Origin of the sequence: Psychrobacter pasteurii (assembly GCF_900162815.1) — a bacterium.
GTDB classification, from domain to species: domain Bacteria; phylum Pseudomonadota; class Gammaproteobacteria; order Pseudomonadales; family Moraxellaceae; genus Psychrobacter; species Psychrobacter pasteurii.
In genome coordinates this window covers 24,321-40,791 of the sequence record NZ_FUGD01000037.1, presented here as the reverse complement: position 1 = coordinate 40,791, position 16,471 = coordinate 24,321, and the positions used below count along the sequence as shown (strand labels likewise).

Below are 16,471 nucleotides of genomic sequence, written 5' to 3'. Positions count from 1 at the left end.
ATACAAGATTAGACTTAATTCATAAATTCACCACCAAGCTTGTTAAAGATAACAGCTTAATTGTAGTTGGTGATGTTAAATCACGCTCATTTACAACTAAAAAAACCAAGCTCGCTAAATCGACATACGATGCCGGATGGTTTGAACTTAAACGACAACTGGAATATAAATGCAAGAATGCAGGTTGTCAGTTTGAGATCGTAAATGAGAAATACACTACCCAGGCCTGCTCGTGCTGCCACAAAATAAGTGACAGTAGTCCAAAAGGTAGAGCAGGTTTGCGAATAAGAGGATGGACTTGTGCTGAGTGTGGCACATGGCATGATAGAGATATCAATGCGGCTAAGAACATCCTTGCGGTCGGGCTTGACCGTCTAGCTGTAGGAATCCCCTCGGTTTAGCGAGGGGAGGAAGTCAAGGGCCTAATTCGTGTTTTATAATCCAATTAAAGATAAGTTTTTAAGGAAAAAGGTGATGGTGCAGCAGCTTTATCTAGAAGATGTAAAAGTAGGGGATAAATGGGTCAGTCGTACAGAATCTATTAGCGAGGCTGAGATTAAAGACTTTGCTAAGGATTATGATCCTCAGCCGTATCATTTGGACAATGAGCGAGCTAAAGACACCTTCTTTGGCACCTTAGTGGCCAGTGGTTGGCAGACTGCCGGGGTAACCATGCGTTTGATGGTAGAAACCATTCCTATTGCTACCGGTCTTATCGGAGCAGGGGCGCAGATTAGCTGGCCGGCACCTACTTATCCTGGTGATACTTTACATGTTGAAGCCGAGGTTATCGAGATTAAAGAATCAAAATCTAAGCCTGATCGCGGCATGGTAATAGTACAAATTGATACCTTTAATCAAGACCAGCAAATAGTACAGCGCTTTACTTGCACCATGTTGGCCTTTAAACGCGCGTCTGGTATTCCGCCTCTAAATAATGAGCGCCTATTAGGCTCACAAGGTTAGCTATGCTACATCTGACGTTTTTAGGAACCTCTGCGGGGGTACCAACCAAATCTCGTAATGTGACGGGGTTAGCCATTGAGTGTCTTAATCCCTTTGGTAGCGCGGGTCATCAGCCAAGTCGAAAAAATAAACCTTGGATATTGGTTGATTGCGGGGAAGCCACGCAGCATCAGTTATTAAAGACCAATATCAGTAGTCATCAGCTTGCGGTTATTTGTATCACCCATGTACATGGCGATCATTGCTATGGCCTACCAGGTATGCTCGCAAGTATGGCCATGTCTGGACGTAAACAGCCATTAACACTGATTGCCCCTCAAGCCATTGAGTCCTTTTTAAAAGTGCTAAAACAAACCACACAGCTTTATTTACCGTTTGAGATTAACTTTGTGGCCATTGAAGAGCTATTAGTATCAAAGCCGAATTCAGATGCAAATAGCAGCTTAGAGACTGAACAGGTATCAGCAACGGTATCATTAGATTTAAGCGCCACCCATCAGCTGAATATTGAGGTGATCAAGCTATCGCATCGGGTAGACTCGTATGGGTTTAGATTGACTCAAACCCTGCAAACCATCAAGTTAGATATCGATAAGCTCAAAGAGCAGGGTGTTGAGCCAACTGAGACTTGGGGCAAGTTGCAAGCTGGGCAGGATGTGACCCTAGAGGACGGTCGTCAGCTTAAATCGCTTGATTATACCCATAGACAAGTACAGAAGCTGAGTGTTGTCGTGGCTGGCGATAACGATACCCCACAGCTGCTCTCTGAAGCGGTGCAGGGTGCTAGCGTGTTGGTCCATGAAGCCACTTACACTCAAGCGGTACTGGATAAAATAATGGCGCGACCCGATGCCTTTGACCCTATGCATACTCCAGTGCAGCGTATTGCAAACTTTGCCCAGTCAGTGAATTTAAGTAACTTGATACTGACTCACTTTAGTGCCCGTTATCAGCCTTATGATGACCCTGAATCTAAAACTCCAAATATGGCGGATATCCGCTTAGAAGTGGAGCGCTACTATCAAGGCAAGTTGTGGTTAGCTCGAGACTTTATGCGCTTTGAGATAAGCGATAAAGGGGTACGGCAGCTGCCCAGTTAGGGCTTTATTTCGCTAGTAAACTACTGCCTACCCAATGTCTAGCAAACTGATAAGCCACACGTCCTGAGCGACCGCCACGGCTTGAAGACCAAAGCAGAGCCTCATGACGTATCTTATCTGACCACTCAATACCTTCAGCTTGTAGATAATGGGCGACAATGTTTAAGTAGGTTTCTTGGTTCATGGGGTAGAATGACAACCAAAGCCCAAAGCGATCTGATAAAGAGACGGTTTCGTCAATGGTCTCGTAAGGGTTAACCTCATCGGTCTGGCCGTCATAGATATTGACGTTGTCTTTCATCAGCTGAGGCAGTAGATGGCGGCGGTTACTGGTGGCATAAACCAATAGTTTGTCTTGCTCCGAATCTAGCGCCCCATCAAGCACACTTTTTAGAGTACGGTAGTTTTCATCTTGCCCATTAAAGGCTAAGTCATCACAATAGACGATATAACGGCATTGCGTTCCCTCGGGCAGCTCATTAATGGCCTGACGAATTTTATCTAAGACTTGTAAGTCATCTCGTGACACTTCAATCATGCGTAGGCCTTGATCTTTAAACTCATTTAATAGCGCACGAATAATTGAAGATTTACCTGCCCCTCGGGAGCCTGTCATTAACACGTGGTTGGCAGGGTATCCGGCCAAAAACTGCTTGGTGTTTTGTACTATTTTTTGTTTTTGAGTATCAATACCAATCAAGTCCTCTAGAGACAAAGCAGAGCTGACATTGATAGGCTCAAGCCTGCCTTTGACACCACCTACCCAGCGATAAGCCAGTTGGTTGGGGTCGATTTCAAGGGGAGGGGTGATGTTTTGTTTTAGGAACTCAGCCAATAAGTGAGCTAAATTGTCATCTAAGGTAAGCGTGTTTATAGAATTTGCCATGTTGACTCAGCCCTATCAGGTTATGATTATCAATTAGAAAAAGTTGAGTCAAAAATAGTGCCAGTAAAGCCCAGTGAATGCAAGTCACAGCCTGTTTTATGAGCCAGGACTCATCAGCTATCTTTAACTCTTCTAGCTTGAGTGCTAAAACCATGTCTATTACCCAAGATGCTAAGCGACAAATGATAATGCAGCAGGTTAACTCTCAGCTTAGCCGGCAAGGTTATGCCTCGCTTAAAGCAGTGCGTTTGAGTTATGAGACAAATAAGTTAAATCAGGTAAGTTATCAAGGTATTACTAAGGCAGGGACTGGCAAGGTTGCCAGGCTCATTAAGTGGCAGTTAAAGCTCAAAGGTGCAAGCTGCCCCTCAAGTTTAGATATCGAGATGGCTAATATAAAACAGCTTCAGCAGCAGTGTCAGAATCAGAAATCATATCAAACTTTGATTGAGTATCAGTTTATAAAAACTAGCACCGTTGATATACAGGGCGAGCTTTGGCAGCTAAGTGGTCTGGTCATGCCTTATTTTAATCTAGGCAGTCTCAAGCACTATTTACAAGGGTATCAATTAGCCGATCACGACAAGCTGCATTTAGCGCTTAAATTGGCTGAATGTGTACAACAGGCACACCAGCTAGGCTGGATTCATGGGGATATTAAGCCCAGTAATTTCCTTTTGAGCACATCTCAAGAGAGTAAGAGTAGCTTATCTAACAATACTGGCCTAAAGGTATATTTGAATGATTGGTCTTGTGCACAGCCACAGAGTGCAGGCTCTGAACTTAATGAAATTTTTGTAAATGAGATCAATCAGAAAGTTAAGGGTACGCCAGCTTATTTAGCACCAGAGTGCTGGCAGGGACAACCGATAACGGTGCAAAGTGATTTATATGCTTTTGGGGTAACCTTGTTTGAGCTTTTTGCGGCAAATAGGCCCTATCAAGTGCAGCAGCCTGAAGCACAAAAGCAAAGACTTTCTTCGCAGTGGGCGAGACTGCACTGTCAGCAGCCGATACCTTTGTTGCCTAAGCAGTGGCAGCGATTACAACCTCTTATTGATAAGCTGTTGGCAAAACGAACAGAAAATAGATTGAAAACGATAGAAGAAGCCATTAAATTGATACAAGTGTTTCATAAAAACGCTGAAGATGAGATATACTAACGGGTTGAGTTATAACCCTATTTCAATCTCATCAACTCACCCACACTGCACAAATAAAGGTATGACACTATGTTTCTTGTTATTCAAAACGATACGATAAACCTAAATGATATCAGTAGGATATCTAAAGAAGGCTCCACGATTAAGGTTTATTTTATCAGTCAGTCTAGTGCTGCAGTATATGAGTATGATACCGAAAGTGATGCAAGTGAGGTTGAATACAAGATATTCAAAAACTTAGAAGAAAAGAAGTTGGTGGTCTAACTAATAAAAGCTGATGCCGTTAGACAGTTAACCGTCTTATATGGTGAATACTGCTTTATATAGTGAATAAGAGTCAGCAAACAGATTGTACAGATAATAAAAAACCCGCTATAAGCGGGTTTTTTATTGAATAGAATTTGGTTTGAAAAGTAACTAACCGGATAAAATGGTGGGGCTGGAGAGACTCGAACTCTCACACCTCTCGGCGCCAGAACCTAAATCTGGTGCGTCTACCAATTCCGCCACAGCCCCATTTTAACTTTCACATCAATTAGATGCTCACTGGGTTAGTGCTTCTCAGTGGTTGGGTATTATATAGATTTTAAATCAGTTGGCAAGCCCTTTTTTAAACTTTTTCACTTTTTTTCTTAATATTTATCAAATTACAGTGGTTTTGAGTGAAAACAGGCCTTATCCGCGGTTATTCAAGGTGGGTTTTAGTTCTCTAAAGGCACTTTAGTAAGATAAATCCATATTAAGAGGATCGACTGTTGTCAGTAATGCCTAACAATTTTATTTTACGCGTCAAAGTATTACGCCCCCAACCGAGCAAATCGGCAGCTTCTCCTTTTCGGCCATTGGTATGCGTTAAAGCGACAGTAATCAATACCTTTTCAAACTCAGGCGTGGCCAGTTGTAAAATATCAGTTTCACCTTGGTTTAAGGCAGTCGTAGCCCAAGTTTGAAGCTGACTTTGCCAATCAATAGGCTGATTATGAGCTTGAGGGGAGCTTTGAGTGTTATTTAGAGGGATGTTTTGACCCTGACTATGTAGATACGCCTCGGTACTCGAAGTAAATCTAGGTAGGGAAGTAGGATTATCTAAAGTTGATAATGTGAGTTTATTAGCCTGCGTCGCCGTGATATCTGCGGTGTCGAGTGCTGATGGGTTGCCAGTGTGGTGATAGTTCATCTGCTGAGCAGCCAAATAGCTTTGCGCAAACTCAGTAAGATCAGGCGGTAGATCTTCAATACCCAAGACTTCACCAGTGGCCATCACGGTAATCCAGCGACAAGCGTTCTCAAGTTGACGCACATTACCTGGCCAACTAAAAGCTTGCATAATATGCAGAGCTTCGGGCGATAGTTGCTTTTTATCGGTGTTCATCTCAACTGCCGCTTTGCTCATAAAGAACTCAATTAGCTCAGGAATGTCATCGGGACGAGCACGCAAAGGCGGTAAAGGTAAGCGAATCACATTCAGACGATAAAATAAGTCTTCGCGGAATTTGCCTTCTTTTACCAGTTGCTCAAGGTTTTGGTGGGTAGCTGCAATGATACGCACATCAACCTTAATCGGCTTTTGGCCACCCACCCGGAAAAACTCTCCGTTAGCCAGCACTCGCAGTAGACGAGTTTGAGTGCTAAAAGGCATATCACCAATTTCATCCAAAAATAAGGTGCCTCCATTGGCCTGTTCAAAGCGACCTTGACGCTGGGTTGTGGCCCCAGTGAAAGCCCCTTTTTCATGACCAAAGAGCTCAGATTCAATTAGCTCATGCGGAATGGCGGCCATGTTTAAGGCAATAAAGGGCTTTTTTCGACGCGGGGAGTTTTGATGTAAGGCACCTGCTACCAACTCTTTGCCGGTACCTGATTCCCCAGTGATTAGTACAGTAATGGGGGAGGCGGCCAGTCGTCCTATGGCGCGAAACACGGTTTGCATGGCTGGAGACTGGCCGATAATGGGGCTATCTGCTACCGCGTTATCCTTAGCTTCAGTCGCTGTCTCAGGTTGTTTTAAGGTTGTTTCTGACTGGGCTTTTGATTTAACTTTCTTTGAGGAAGCACTATCGCTATTAGAGGGCAAAACAGGCGTATTTATTGCAGATGCTAAAGCGTCATTTTTTGCAGCGGGATTGCTGCCAATGGCTTTTTTGACCACGGCCACTGCGTGATCTAAATCAAATGGCTTTGGTAAATATTCGAATGCTCCCGTGTCATAGCTGTCTACAGCTGACTTTAAGTCGGAGTGGGCAGTCATAATAATGACAGGTAACTCTGGGAAGTTTTTGTGCATCCATTGGCTAAATGACAGCCCGTCCATCATCGGCATACGGATATCGGTCAAGATGACCTCAGGAAGCGTCTCCTTTGGTTGGTGTCCATTTAAAATTTCATTAAGTCTGGCCCAAGCTCCCTTGGCATTGCTAAAAGCTTGCACCTCAAGACCTGCATCATTAAAGGTATCTTCTAAGATTAATCTTAAAGCAGGATCATCATCGATTAGCCACAGGCTGTTTTTAATTGTCATTATCTGAGTTCCATTTTTAATGAGTGATGTCCGGTTAGCTACGGCATTTTTGGTATATAAGTTCTGGAGCACCAAAGCTTATGGGCCATGGTTATGGCTTATCTGTAAAGGTAAATAGATATTAAATTGAGTATTGCCAGGCTGTGAGCTGACTTCAATTGCCCCTTCATGGCGGTGTATGATTTCTTGCACTAATGCCAGTCCCAATCCAGTACCATTAGCCCTGCCAGTTACTAATGGGAAAAAAATACGTTCAATCAAGTCCTCATCAATACCCCTCCCATTGTCTTGGACTCCCACTCGAATCACTTGGCGATGATGCTGGGCGCCAATGGTATATTGATGTTCAATCCGGGTAATGAGAGTAAGTTCGGGCTTATAATCTTCAGCCAGTAAGGCTGTGTCTTGCTCTAATAATGCTTCACAAGCATTATTTACCAAGTTTAAAAATACTTGAATCAGCTGGTTTTTATCAGCAGTGACTTCAGGTAAGGAGAGGTCATAATCTCGCTTTATAGTCACTTGGGGATACTGAGTTTGGATCAGCAGCAAAATATGTTCCAACGGCTCATGTATGTTTACTGACTGCCACTCTGGTAGTTGGTTTGAGCCGAGCAGCTGCTCGATAAGTTTGGTTAGGCGGTCCGTTTCACTAATGACGATACTGGCATAGGTGGTCAGCTTTTTAGCATCCACGAGCACTGTGTTTTCATGACGGTTACTTAGTTCAGGGGAGTGCTGGGTTTGCTTAATTAATAGCTGCGCTGCTCCTCGGATACCCGCCAAAGGGTTTTTGACCTCATGAGCCACTGAACGTAGCATCTCTCTTGAGACATCATGTTGCTCTTGCAAGCGCTGCTCTTTATCCAATCGGCTTTGGCGGTCTCCTTGCCATATCTCAATCAAATAGTAGAACTTTGCACCCTGATTCATCGGCGTCACACTGTAATGCACATATAGAGGCTGGGTAATACCTCTAATATAGCGACTGTACTCGATAAAAGGCTGCAAATATTCTTTGGCATTATAAAACTGAGTTTTTAGCTTCTCTCTTGCTGCCTCTAAGCCCGCCTTGCTCTCTGTAAACTGTGCCTGAGAATCTACAGGTTTGGAGTTCTGAGCAGCAGGGGTGTCAGGGTAGGCGGCTTTGGTTTCAATCATGGTCGGCATCAATAAATCTAATATGCTCAGACCTACCAAACGGGTTTTACTTACAGAAAGCAGCTGCTCAGTTTGGCTATTTACCCACTGAATGCTTAAATCATCAGCCACCCAGATGACTCCGGTATATAAGTTTTGTAATAAGGAGGAGGCTTGTAACGGCTTCATATAAGGTATTTTCCAGAGTTAAGGTGGCAAGTATAACGCTGCAAGAATAGTACCAAGCTAAAGGCGTGTTTAAATAGGGTGTGCAAATTTATACTTAGGACAAACTTTCTGATTCATAAAGCTGCAAACCATACCGGTTAGATAAGATGACCTAAATAAGTGCAAAAATTAAGGCATTTGATATATTTTAGTGCATAAAATTGCAAGAAATGTACTTTTTTTGCGATTTATTGGTTTTAGATAAGACTATTAAGGCTATGAGTAATACTATAAAAAATGAGAAAACAGGTATAAAACCCTCTAGTTTAGTCAGAATAAGGAAGTATTTGGGCTTTATTACGCTTAATATTGACATGAAAACATATGAATAACGCTTTGGTGCTAGTATAGCGTTGTTAAAATTCGTACAATGCACATCAAATTTTAGTGTTTACACACTGCCTCTCGATTGATTCAATCTATCCTCTTTCAATTCACTACTCTTAAAAGTATTTGTCTATGCCAAGCAAACAATCCGCGGACTCCGTTTCTATTTATGTGCCAGGCGCGCCAGCAGCCAACCCTACCGGTGCCTATCATCACAAGGCCAATCACAATCAAAACCGCAGTGTCGAGCAAAGTGGCCTGCAAGCCAGTCAACAACAGGCAACCACTTCTTCTACAGTGGCCCCAAAAGTGGGCTTTGTATCGCTAGGGTGCCCTAAAGCCTTGGTAGACAGTGAGCGTATTATTACTGAACTGACTCGAGATGGTTATCGCGTAGCCTCAGATTATGAGGGTGCAGATTTGGTGGTAGTAAATACTTGTGGCTTCATTGAATCAGCGGTTCAAGAGTCACTAGATGCTATTGGTGAAGCTTTAAATAAGAACGGTAAAGTTATCGTTACTGGCTGCTTGGGTAAAGATGCTGAAAAGATTCGTGATATGCACCCTGCAGTTTTATCAGTGACTGGCGCTCATGCTTATGATGAGGTAATTACCGCAGTATCAAAACATGCGCCAATGCCACAAGCGATACAAGATAAGAAGTCTTATGACCCTAAGATTGATCTTATTGATTTGGCAGGTGTGAAGCTGACCCCAAGCCATTATGCTTATCTAAAAATCTCAGAGGGCTGTAACCACCGTTGTACCTTCTGCATCATTCCAAGCCTGCGTGGGGACTTAGTCTCTCGTCCGATTGATGAGGTGATGAATGAAGCTGTGGCCTTAAAAAAAGCAGGGGTTAAAGAGCTGTTAATTATCTCTCAAGACACCTCAGCTTATGGTCTGGACTTAAAGTATAAGACCACCTTCTGGAATGGCATGCCTCTAAGATCTAAGTTTTTTGATTTATGTGAAGCCTTAGCCAAAGTTGGTATCTGGGTGCGTCTGCATTATGTGTATCCTTATCCACACGTGGATAAAGTGGTCGAGTTAATGGCCAAGCCAGGTGATCGTGGGGGATTGCTGCCGTACTTAGACATTCCACTACAACATGCCAGCCCAAGTGTTTTAAAAGCCATGAAGCGCCCTGCACACAGCGAAAATACGCTGGCACGTATCCAAAAATGGCGTGAGATTAATCCAGATATCGTGATTCGCTCAACTTTCGTAGTTGGCTTCCCAGGCGAAACAGAAGAAGATTTTGAGTATCTACTAGACTGGTTAAAACAAGCCAAGCTTGACCGTGTGGGCTGCTTTACTTATTCAGAGATTGAAGGGGCGGTGGCCAATGACCTGCCAAACCCAGTGCCTGAAGAAGTAAAACAAGAGCGCTATGAGAGATTTATGGCTGTGCAGCAGCAGATTTCTGAGCAGAAGCTACAAGATAAAGTTGGCAAGACCATGACAGTATTGGTCGATGAGATTGATAACGAAGACTTTATCGCTATTTGTCGCAGTTATGCCGATGCGCCAGAGATTGATGGTCATGTCTATGTTGATGATATCGTTAAAAACGGTCAGGTAGCGCTGAAAGTTGGAGATATGCTGACGGTCACCATAGATGAAGCCAGTGAGTACGACTTATTTGCCTCTTATGCCGGCTAGAATATTTATTATGCAGTTTCTTACGGAACTTCTTATGAAGCTTCCTATGAAACTTTTATAAAATCATGGTTTTGATGGCAAAGGACGGCCTTAGTATCAAAATAGAACTATAAGCAGATAGCGTTTTTTGGTAAACTTTACCGAATTTAGCTTAATTTTTTCTTAGTTTTTTATTTAGCTATTTATTTAATCTTAGTTGTGCCTAATCAGTAGATCATAGTTTATGCCCCAACTGATTGACAGGTAAACCGCATAAGAGAAAATAAATTAGTGCAAACAATATAGCAAGGTGCCTTATGTCTGATAAAAACCCGCAGTACTCACGTATTTTACTTAAGCTATCCGGAGAAGCCTTAGCTGGCGGCCAAGGTATGGGGATTGATACTTCTGTACTGGATAAGATGAGCCTAGCCATCGCTCATTTATGTGGTTTGGGAGTGCAAGTAGGTATCGTTGTTGGCGGTGGTAACTTGTATCGCGGTAGCCAGCTACAAAAAGAAGGGCTAGTAGGCCGAGTTACTGGCGATCAAATGGGTATGCTGGCCACTGTTATGAACGGCTTAGCCATGCGTGATGCTCTAGAGCGCCGCAATATCAATACCCGCCTGATGTCAGCTTTGCCTATCGGTGAAGTGACTGAAAGTTACAGTAGCAGAAACGCCATTCGTTACCTAAAAAATGGCGATGTGTGTATCTTTGTTGCGGGAACAGGTAACCCATTTTTCACTACTGATACGGCAGCTTGTCTACGCGGTATTGAAATTGAAGCGGGCGTTATTCTAAAAGCCACCAAAGTAGATGGCGTTTACGACAAAGACCCAAGCATGCATGATGATGCCAAAAAATATGATGCTTTAACTTTTGATGAAGTTTTAGAGCAAAAATTAGGGGTTATGGACTTAACTGCCATTGCATTATGCCGTGAGCACAATGTCCCCTTGCAAGTATTTGATATGAACAAGCCAAATTCGTTATTGAATGTGATTATGGGTGAAAATGAAGGCACACGAGTGTTTCATTAATTTGATTTACCCTTAAGGCTAGCTCGACATTTATTTAATTCTATTGTTAACCGATTACACAGTAAGGAAAAAGTTATGATTAATGACATTAAAAAAGACGGCGAAGAACGCATGAAAAAATCTCTAGAAGCATTGGAAAATGCTTTTAGTAAAGTACGTACTGGCCGTGCCCACCCAGGCATGCTATCTGGCGTGATGGTAAACTACTATGGCGCAGATACTCCGTTAAACCAAGTAGCTAGCGTTAACGTTGAAGACTCTCGTACGTTATTGGTTCAGCCATTTGAGCGTTCAATGGTTCAAGCTGTGGACAAAGCCATTCGTGAAGCTGACTTGGGCTTAAACCCAATGACTGCTGACGTGATCCGTGTGCCTATGCCAGCGTTAACTGAAGAAACTCGCCGTGATATGCAAAAGCTAGCCCGCGGTGAAGCTGAAAACAGCCGCGTTTCAGTACGTAATATCCGCCGTGATATGCTAAATGACATTAAAGATTTAGCCAAAGAAAAAGAAATCAGTGAAGACGAAGAGCGTCGTGCTGGTGATGATATCCAAAAACTAACGGATAAGTACATTGCCTCTATCGATAGCAAGCTTGAAGCTAAAGAAAAAGAGCTAATGGAAGTTTAAGGCTTTTTATAGGCTTACCTTAATAAGCCAAATAAATGATAAGCCAGTAAGCTAAAAACCAAGCCTAGTCTGCTGTTCCTAACTTTTTGTTAGTAAGGGGTGGCAGGCTAGGTTTGACTCATAAGGTTTTATTGAGTCTGTGTTCAAATGAGGCTTAAAAGCCGCGATAAATACAGACTAATAAAACCAAAACCTACCCAAAAGATTAGATAAAGACTATTATGACTGAGCCACAAACCTCAAACGCTTACGATTCCTTGCCCGTTCCTCCTGTATTACCAAAGCATATTGCCATTATTATGGATGGGAATAACCGCTATGCTAAAGCGCATGGTATGGCCAAAGGTCAGGGTCATGTTGCAGGCAAAGAGTCTTTAGACCCTTTAGTAGAGTATTGTGTAGCCGTAGGTATTGAAGTTTTAACGGTCTTTGCTTTCTCAAGTGAAAACTGGCAACGTCCAGCTGATGAAGTGGCCCTACTAATGCGCCTGCTTTCTGCTACCATCAGTGAGCAGTTACCGCGTATGAAAAAATACAATATTCGCTTAAGATTTATTGGGGATAGAAGCCAGTTAAGCTCGGAGCTGCAGCAGCAGATGGCCGATGCTGAAGCAGAAACAGCAGATCATAAGGCAATGACTTTGGTTATTGCTATCAGCTATGGCGGCCAGTGGGATATTGCCAATGCCGCACAACAATTGGCTAAAAAAATTGAACAAGGTGAAATGACTGCCGAGCAGTTAACGGTTGATGCTTTAGGCGGCCAAGTGCAGCTGGCAGATGTTGCGGATGTGGATATGCTTATCCGTACCGGCGGTGAATACAGAATTTCAAACTTCTTATTATGGCAATCCGCCTATGCTGAGCTATTTTTCACCCCTACTTTATGGCCAGACTTCGCTGCCAAAGAGCTAAATGAGATGATGTTTGAATTCTCACGTCGTCAGCGCCGCTTTGGTAAAACCAGTGAACAAATTGAATCAGAAATGTAGAGCTTAGGTTTAATAAGCACGTTTCTTTACTTACATGAATAAAAATAAAAGAGGGTGCCTAGTATGTGGATACGCATTAAGACGGCTTTAATTTTGGTCTTGATTGTGGGAGTCGCACTATTTGCTAGTGATACGCCTTATCTGTTCGTTCCTTTATTGGCCGCTGGGATAATTATAGCTTCCCATGAGTGGACCAAATTAATGCCAAAATGGCGCACCCCTTCCTTATTCGTGGTATTGGCGTTTGCCATTACTATGATTACCTTATTGCTCCCTGCCTCTTGGCCTGCTTGGTGGGCTGCTGCCCTTGTTATTTGGGTGATGGCCCTGTCTTGGGTGACTAAGTTTCCTGCTACTACCAACTGGTATGGTCAGCGACTGTCTGTGATGGGCCTCGTTATCTTAACGGCTGCTATTAGTGCCATGTTTTATTTATGGCAACTGTCGCCCTGGTGGCTTCTGTACGTCTTCTCATTGGTATGGTGTGCGGATAGTGGGGCATACTTCGTTGGCCGTAAATTTGGTAAACGAAAAATGTCGCCTAATGTCTCACCAAATAAGAGTGTGGAAGGACTTATGGGAGGACTGGCCACAGGACTGGTCGTGGTCATAGGCATCAGCTTATTTAAGCTACAACTGACTGGTATGGAGCTGGTTTTATTTGTTCTGCTGTCTTTAGTGACTATCTTAGCGTCAGTATTGGGTGATTTATTTGAGTCCATGCTGAAGCGTCGTGCGGGGGTTAAAGACTCGGGTACTATTTTGCCAGGACATGGAGGTGTCTTAGATCGCATTGACTCTTTATTATCCGCTACGCCAATTTTTGCTTTAGGCTTTTGGGCCATGCAGTACTTTGGCATGGCTATTTAATTCACCCTAGAAGCCTAAATAGCTCAGACTAAGCGACACAGACTAAGCACATAGACTTGAGCATGAGCGACTTAAAAAACAGTCGCCCCTCTTCATTAATTTTTATATTAAAACTAGCAATGGTTTAAAAGGTAAGTTATGACCCAACGCATCGCTGTCCTCGGCGCCACAGGATCTATTGGTGACAGTACCCTGTCGATATTGGCTGATCACCCAGAGCACTATCAAGTTTATGCGCTATCAGGTCATGGGCGATTGGATAAGTTGTTTCAGTTATGCCAGCAGTTCAAGCCTAGCCGAGTGGCTGTTCCTGAAGATAAAGTTGATGAATTCGCCGCACGTTTACAGCAAGCCAATCTCCACTGTGATGTGGTGGGAGGGCAAGCTGGCCTAGATGATATCGCAGCAGATACCGAGGTTGACACTGTGGTAGCGGCTATTGTTGGTGCGGCAGGATTAGCTTCTACCTTAACCGCAGCTAAGGCTGGTAAACGAGTGTTATTGGCCAATAAAGAAGCTTTGGTTATGGCGGGCAGTCTGATGATGCAGGCTGTTCGAGATAATGGGGCCACTTTATTGCCGTTAGACTCTGAGCACAATGCTATTTTCCAATGTTTACCTGCTGAAGTTCAGCAAAAAAACACCCAAATTCACAATATTTGTCATGGCATCAGTAAGTTGTGGCTGACAGCTTCTGGCGGACCTTTTTTACACAAAAGCTGGGAGCAGATGCAAGCAGCTAGCGTAAGTGAAGCTGTTAAACATCCCAATTGGTCTATGGGCCAAAAGATATCAGTAGACTCGGCAACAATGATGAATAAAGGGCTGGAGCTTATTGAAGCCTGTCATTTATTTGATTTAGACGAGTCGCAAATTAATGTGGTTATTCATCCTCAAAGTATCATCCACTCTATGGTTGAATACTGTGACGGTAGCTTCCTTGCACAAATGGGCAGTCCTGATATGCGTACCCCAATTGCCCATGCTTTGGCCTATCCAAATCGCATTAATGCAGGGGTTAAATCTTTAGACTTATATGAATTATCGGCACTAGAATTTATCAAGCCAGATTTACATAAATTTGCTTGTCTAAAATTAGCCAGAGAAGCCATGCAGTCTGGGCAGGCAGCGACCATTGCTTTAAACGCTGCCAATGAGGTTGCAGTAGAGGCGTTCATAAAAGAGCAAGTTTCTTTAACCGATATTGCCTTGATTAATGGTCGAGTATTGGACACTATGCATCAGCAAGATTCTGTTACATCTGATAAAAAGGTTAATGCAGACAGCTTTAGCGGTCATATAAAAACCTTAGAGGATATTTTAGCCATAGATAAGTTAGCTCGAATCCAAGCTCAACAAGAGGTAGAAAAATGTCGCAGTTAATGACATTGGCTCTATTTCTCCTTGCTTTTGCGGCTATTTTAGGCCCTTTAGTGGCGCTGCATGAGTGGGGACACTACATTGTGGCTCGCTTGTGTGGAGTCAAGGTTTTAACCTACTCGATTGGTTTTGGCCCTAAGCTTGCCAGTTGGACCAGCAAAAAAACCGGTACTGATTATCGAATTTCTGCCTTACCGCTTGGCGGTTATGTGAAGATGCTCGATGAGCGAGAAGGGGAAGTGGCTGAAGAAGAGAAGCATTTGGCTTTTAATAATCAGCACCCTTTAAAGAAGATAGCCATTGTTGCCGCTGGTCCCTTGATGAATTTCATCATTGCGATTGCCTTATTTTGGGTCCTGTTTTTAGTGCCCAGTGAGCAGTTAAATACCCGTATTGGGTCAGTTTTACCCCAGACTCCAGCGGCCACTGTTAATCTACCCAAAGGCGATAAAATCGTTGCGGTTGATGGTCATAACGTACAGACTTGGGAAGAGATTAACTATCGCTTAGCCGATCGTATGGGAGAGACGGGTACGGTCTCTCTGGCGCTACAAAAAGTAGCAGCAAGCCCAGAAGGCTTGGAAGGCTCGGCCAATGACTCGACCTCTGAAAAATCCTCATCAGTCTATGCTCAGGCCAATGAGGTTGAAGTGCCTATTGATAACTTCATGCAGGGCACGCAGTCTGGCAAAGATACGTTAACCAGCTTGGGTGTTCTGCCTTGGCAGCCGCAGATTGAGCCGGTAATAGGGCAGTTATCAGAAGATGGGGCTGCCATACGTCAAGGGATGAAAGTCGGTGATAAAATTGTCGCCATCAATAATGAGCCAGTAGAAGACTGGTTGGTGGTCACTCGTATTATCCGCGACAACCCTGAGACCCTGCTTAACTTCACAGTGCTTAGAGAAAATGAGCAAGGCGAAAGTCGTGAAGTTCAATTGCAGATCATGCCACAAGGCAAAAAAGGCTCAGCGGGTCAACAGTATGGCCAGATTGGGGCGGGTATTGCGCCTATCGAGATTGTAGTACCAGATGACTATAAAACGATGGTATCCTACGACCCTATAACAGCTATCGGTAAAGCTTTTGCAAAAACCGGTCAATTGGCAACCATGACCTTAAATTCGATGGGTAAAATGATCACCGGTAAAGTGGGATTAGATAACCTATCGGGCCCTATTACTATTGCGGTTATCAGTAAGCAAAGCTTTGAGATTAGCTGGGAGCAAGTATTGGCCAACGCCGGCATCATCAGCCTAAGTCTTGCGGTATTGAACTTATTGCCCATCCCAGTTTTAGATGGGGGTCATTTATTATATTATTTGATCGAGCTTATACGAGGTCGACCTGTCTCTGAAAGGATGCAGATTATTGGCTTTAACTTGGGCTTCTTATTTCTTCTTGGCTTTATGATTTTGGCCATAACCAATGACTTTAGTCGTTATTTTTAAACAAAAATACTGGATTTTATTAATTTAATAGCTTTAAATAGTTGCTTATAAATAAATATGGGGCGTATCTTCCCCCAAGATTACGATTGTTTTGCAAAAACCTAATAAGTTTAATGCAAAGTAAGGCGGTACT

Annotated in this window: 15 protein-coding genes and 1 tRNA gene; 12 read left to right on the top strand and 4 right to left on the bottom strand. The window is 43.3% G+C overall.

The window, feature by feature from the left end:
- The 3 genes from A1232T_RS01270 to A1232T_RS01260 form a co-directional block, all read left to right on the top strand.
- Positions 1 to 401 (top strand): RNA-guided endonuclease InsQ/TnpB family protein (locus tag A1232T_RS01270; RefSeq protein WP_143513929.1); only part of this gene is annotated, 401 nt, incomplete at its 5' end.
- A gap of 28 nt (positions 402 to 429) precedes the next feature.
- Complete coding sequence (locus A1232T_RS01265) at positions 430 to 966, top strand: MaoC family dehydratase (RefSeq protein ID WP_244152330.1); 537 nt, start codon at positions 430 to 432, stop codon at positions 964 to 966.
- Positions 967 to 968: 2 nt separating this feature from the next.
- Positions 969 to 2,066, top strand: coding sequence for a ribonuclease Z (locus A1232T_RS01260; RefSeq protein WP_077447669.1), 1,098 nt, complete (start codon positions 969 to 971; stop codon positions 2,064 to 2,066).
- A gap of 4 nt (positions 2,067 to 2,070) precedes the next feature.
- Here the strand turns inward: A1232T_RS01260 and A1232T_RS01255 are convergent, their stop codons facing one another.
- Positions 2,071 to 2,952: an ATP-binding protein gene (locus A1232T_RS01255; RefSeq protein ID WP_077447668.1), complete on the bottom strand. Its 882-nt coding sequence runs from the start codon at positions 2,950 to 2,952 to the stop codon at positions 2,071 to 2,073.
- A gap of 98 nt (positions 2,953 to 3,050) precedes the next feature.
- Here A1232T_RS01255 and A1232T_RS01250 point away from each other — a divergent pair, with 98 nt between their 5' ends.
- Positions 3,051 to 4,115, top strand: a complete 1,065-nt coding sequence (locus A1232T_RS01250; protein ID WP_167367017.1) for a serine/threonine protein kinase — start codon at positions 3,051 to 3,053, stop codon at positions 4,113 to 4,115.
- Positions 4,116 to 4,184: 69 nt separating this feature from the next.
- Complete coding sequence (locus A1232T_RS01245) at positions 4,185 to 4,379, top strand: hypothetical protein (RefSeq protein ID WP_077447666.1); 195 nt, start codon at positions 4,185 to 4,187, stop codon at positions 4,377 to 4,379.
- 167 nt (positions 4,380 to 4,546) lie between these two features.
- Here the strand turns inward: A1232T_RS01245 and A1232T_RS01240 are convergent.
- The 3 genes from A1232T_RS01240 to A1232T_RS01230 form a co-directional block, all read right to left on the bottom strand.
- Positions 4,547 to 4,631: transfer RNA gene (locus A1232T_RS01240), tRNA-Leu, on the bottom strand.
- Positions 4,632 to 4,854: 223 nt separating this feature from the next.
- Positions 4,855 to 6,633: a sigma 54-interacting transcriptional regulator gene (locus A1232T_RS01235; RefSeq protein ID WP_077447665.1), complete on the bottom strand. Its 1,779-nt coding sequence runs from the start codon at positions 6,631 to 6,633 to the stop codon at positions 4,855 to 4,857.
- 78 nt (positions 6,634 to 6,711) lie between these two features.
- Positions 6,712 to 7,962 (bottom strand): two-component system sensor histidine kinase NtrB, encoded by a 1,251-nt coding sequence (locus tag A1232T_RS01230; RefSeq protein ID WP_077447664.1) that lies wholly within the window; start codon positions 7,960 to 7,962, stop codon positions 6,712 to 6,714.
- A gap of 498 nt (positions 7,963 to 8,460) precedes the next feature.
- Between A1232T_RS01230 and rimO the strand changes: the two genes are divergently transcribed.
- The 7 genes from rimO (at position 8,461) to rseP (ending at position 16,338) form a co-directional block, all read left to right on the top strand.
- Positions 8,461 to 9,993, top strand: coding sequence for a 30S ribosomal protein S12 methylthiotransferase RimO (gene rimO / locus A1232T_RS01225; RefSeq protein WP_077447663.1), 1,533 nt, complete (start codon positions 8,461 to 8,463; stop codon positions 9,991 to 9,993).
- A 296-nt stretch (positions 9,994 to 10,289) separates the two neighbouring features.
- Positions 10,290 to 11,015: a UMP kinase gene (gene pyrH / locus A1232T_RS01220; protein WP_077447662.1), complete on the top strand. Its 726-nt coding sequence runs from the start codon at positions 10,290 to 10,292 to the stop codon at positions 11,013 to 11,015.
- A 75-nt stretch (positions 11,016 to 11,090) separates the two neighbouring features.
- Entirely contained in the window at positions 11,091 to 11,645 is a 555-nt protein-coding gene (gene frr / locus A1232T_RS01215) for a ribosome recycling factor (RefSeq protein WP_077447661.1), read from the top strand.
- Positions 11,646 to 11,866: 221 nt separating this feature from the next.
- Positions 11,867 to 12,637 (top strand): polyprenyl diphosphate synthase, encoded by a 771-nt coding sequence (gene uppS, locus A1232T_RS01210; RefSeq protein ID WP_077447660.1) that lies wholly within the window; start codon positions 11,867 to 11,869, stop codon positions 12,635 to 12,637.
- Positions 12,638 to 12,700: 63 nt separating this feature from the next.
- Positions 12,701 to 13,507 carry a phosphatidate cytidylyltransferase gene (locus A1232T_RS01205; RefSeq protein ID WP_077447659.1) on the top strand — a complete coding sequence of 269 codons (807 nt, stop codon included), beginning with the start codon at positions 12,701 to 12,703 and terminating at the stop codon, positions 13,505 to 13,507.
- Between the two features lie 138 nt (positions 13,508 to 13,645).
- Positions 13,646 to 14,890 (top strand): 1-deoxy-D-xylulose-5-phosphate reductoisomerase, encoded by a 1,245-nt coding sequence (gene ispC / locus A1232T_RS01200; protein WP_077447658.1) that lies wholly within the window; start codon positions 13,646 to 13,648, stop codon positions 14,888 to 14,890.
- Positions 14,890 to 16,338, top strand: coding sequence for an RIP metalloprotease RseP (rseP, locus tag A1232T_RS01195; RefSeq protein ID WP_077447672.1), 1,449 nt, complete (start codon positions 14,890 to 14,892; stop codon positions 16,336 to 16,338). Before ispC ends, rseP begins: the two co-directional genes overlap by 1 nt.
- The last annotated feature ends 133 nt before the right edge of the window (positions 16,339 to 16,471 follow it).

Excerpts from the sequence above, each read along its gene's own strand:
- A1232T_RS01245 (WP_077447666.1), top strand. The coding sequence starts at position 4,185 with ATGTTTCTTGTTATTCAAAACGATACGATAAACCTAAATGATATCAGT.
- frr (WP_077447661.1), top strand. The coding sequence starts at position 11,091 with ATGATTAATGACATTAAAAAAGACGGCGAAGAACGCATGAAAAAATCT.
- pyrH (WP_077447662.1), top strand. The coding sequence starts at position 10,290 with ATGTCTGATAAAAACCCGCAGTACTCACGTATTTTACTTAAGCTATCC.
- uppS (WP_077447660.1), top strand. The coding sequence starts at position 11,867 with ATGACTGAGCCACAAACCTCAAACGCTTACGATTCCTTGCCCGTTCCT.
- A1232T_RS01230 (WP_077447664.1), bottom strand. The coding sequence starts at position 7,962 with ATGAAGCCGTTACAAGCCTCCTCCTTATTACAAAACTTATATACCGGA.
- A1232T_RS01260 (WP_077447669.1), top strand. The coding sequence starts at position 969 with ATGCTACATCTGACGTTTTTAGGAACCTCTGCGGGGGTACCAACCAAA.
- rseP (WP_077447672.1), top strand. The coding sequence starts at position 14,890 with ATGACATTGGCTCTATTTCTCCTTGCTTTTGCGGCTATTTTAGGCCCT.
- A1232T_RS01235 (WP_077447665.1), bottom strand. The coding sequence starts at position 6,633 with ATGACAATTAAAAACAGCCTGTGGCTAATCGATGATGATCCTGCTTTA.
- A1232T_RS01205 (WP_077447659.1), top strand. The coding sequence starts at position 12,701 with ATGTGGATACGCATTAAGACGGCTTTAATTTTGGTCTTGATTGTGGGA.
- rimO (WP_077447663.1), top strand. The coding sequence starts at position 8,461 with ATGCCAAGCAAACAATCCGCGGACTCCGTTTCTATTTATGTGCCAGGC.
- A1232T_RS01255 (WP_077447668.1), bottom strand. The coding sequence starts at position 2,952 with ATGGCAAATTCTATAAACACGCTTACCTTAGATGACAATTTAGCTCAC.
- A1232T_RS01250 (WP_167367017.1), top strand. The coding sequence starts at position 3,051 with ATGAGCCAGGACTCATCAGCTATCTTTAACTCTTCTAGCTTGAGTGCT.
- ispC (WP_077447658.1), top strand. The coding sequence starts at position 13,646 with ATGACCCAACGCATCGCTGTCCTCGGCGCCACAGGATCTATTGGTGAC.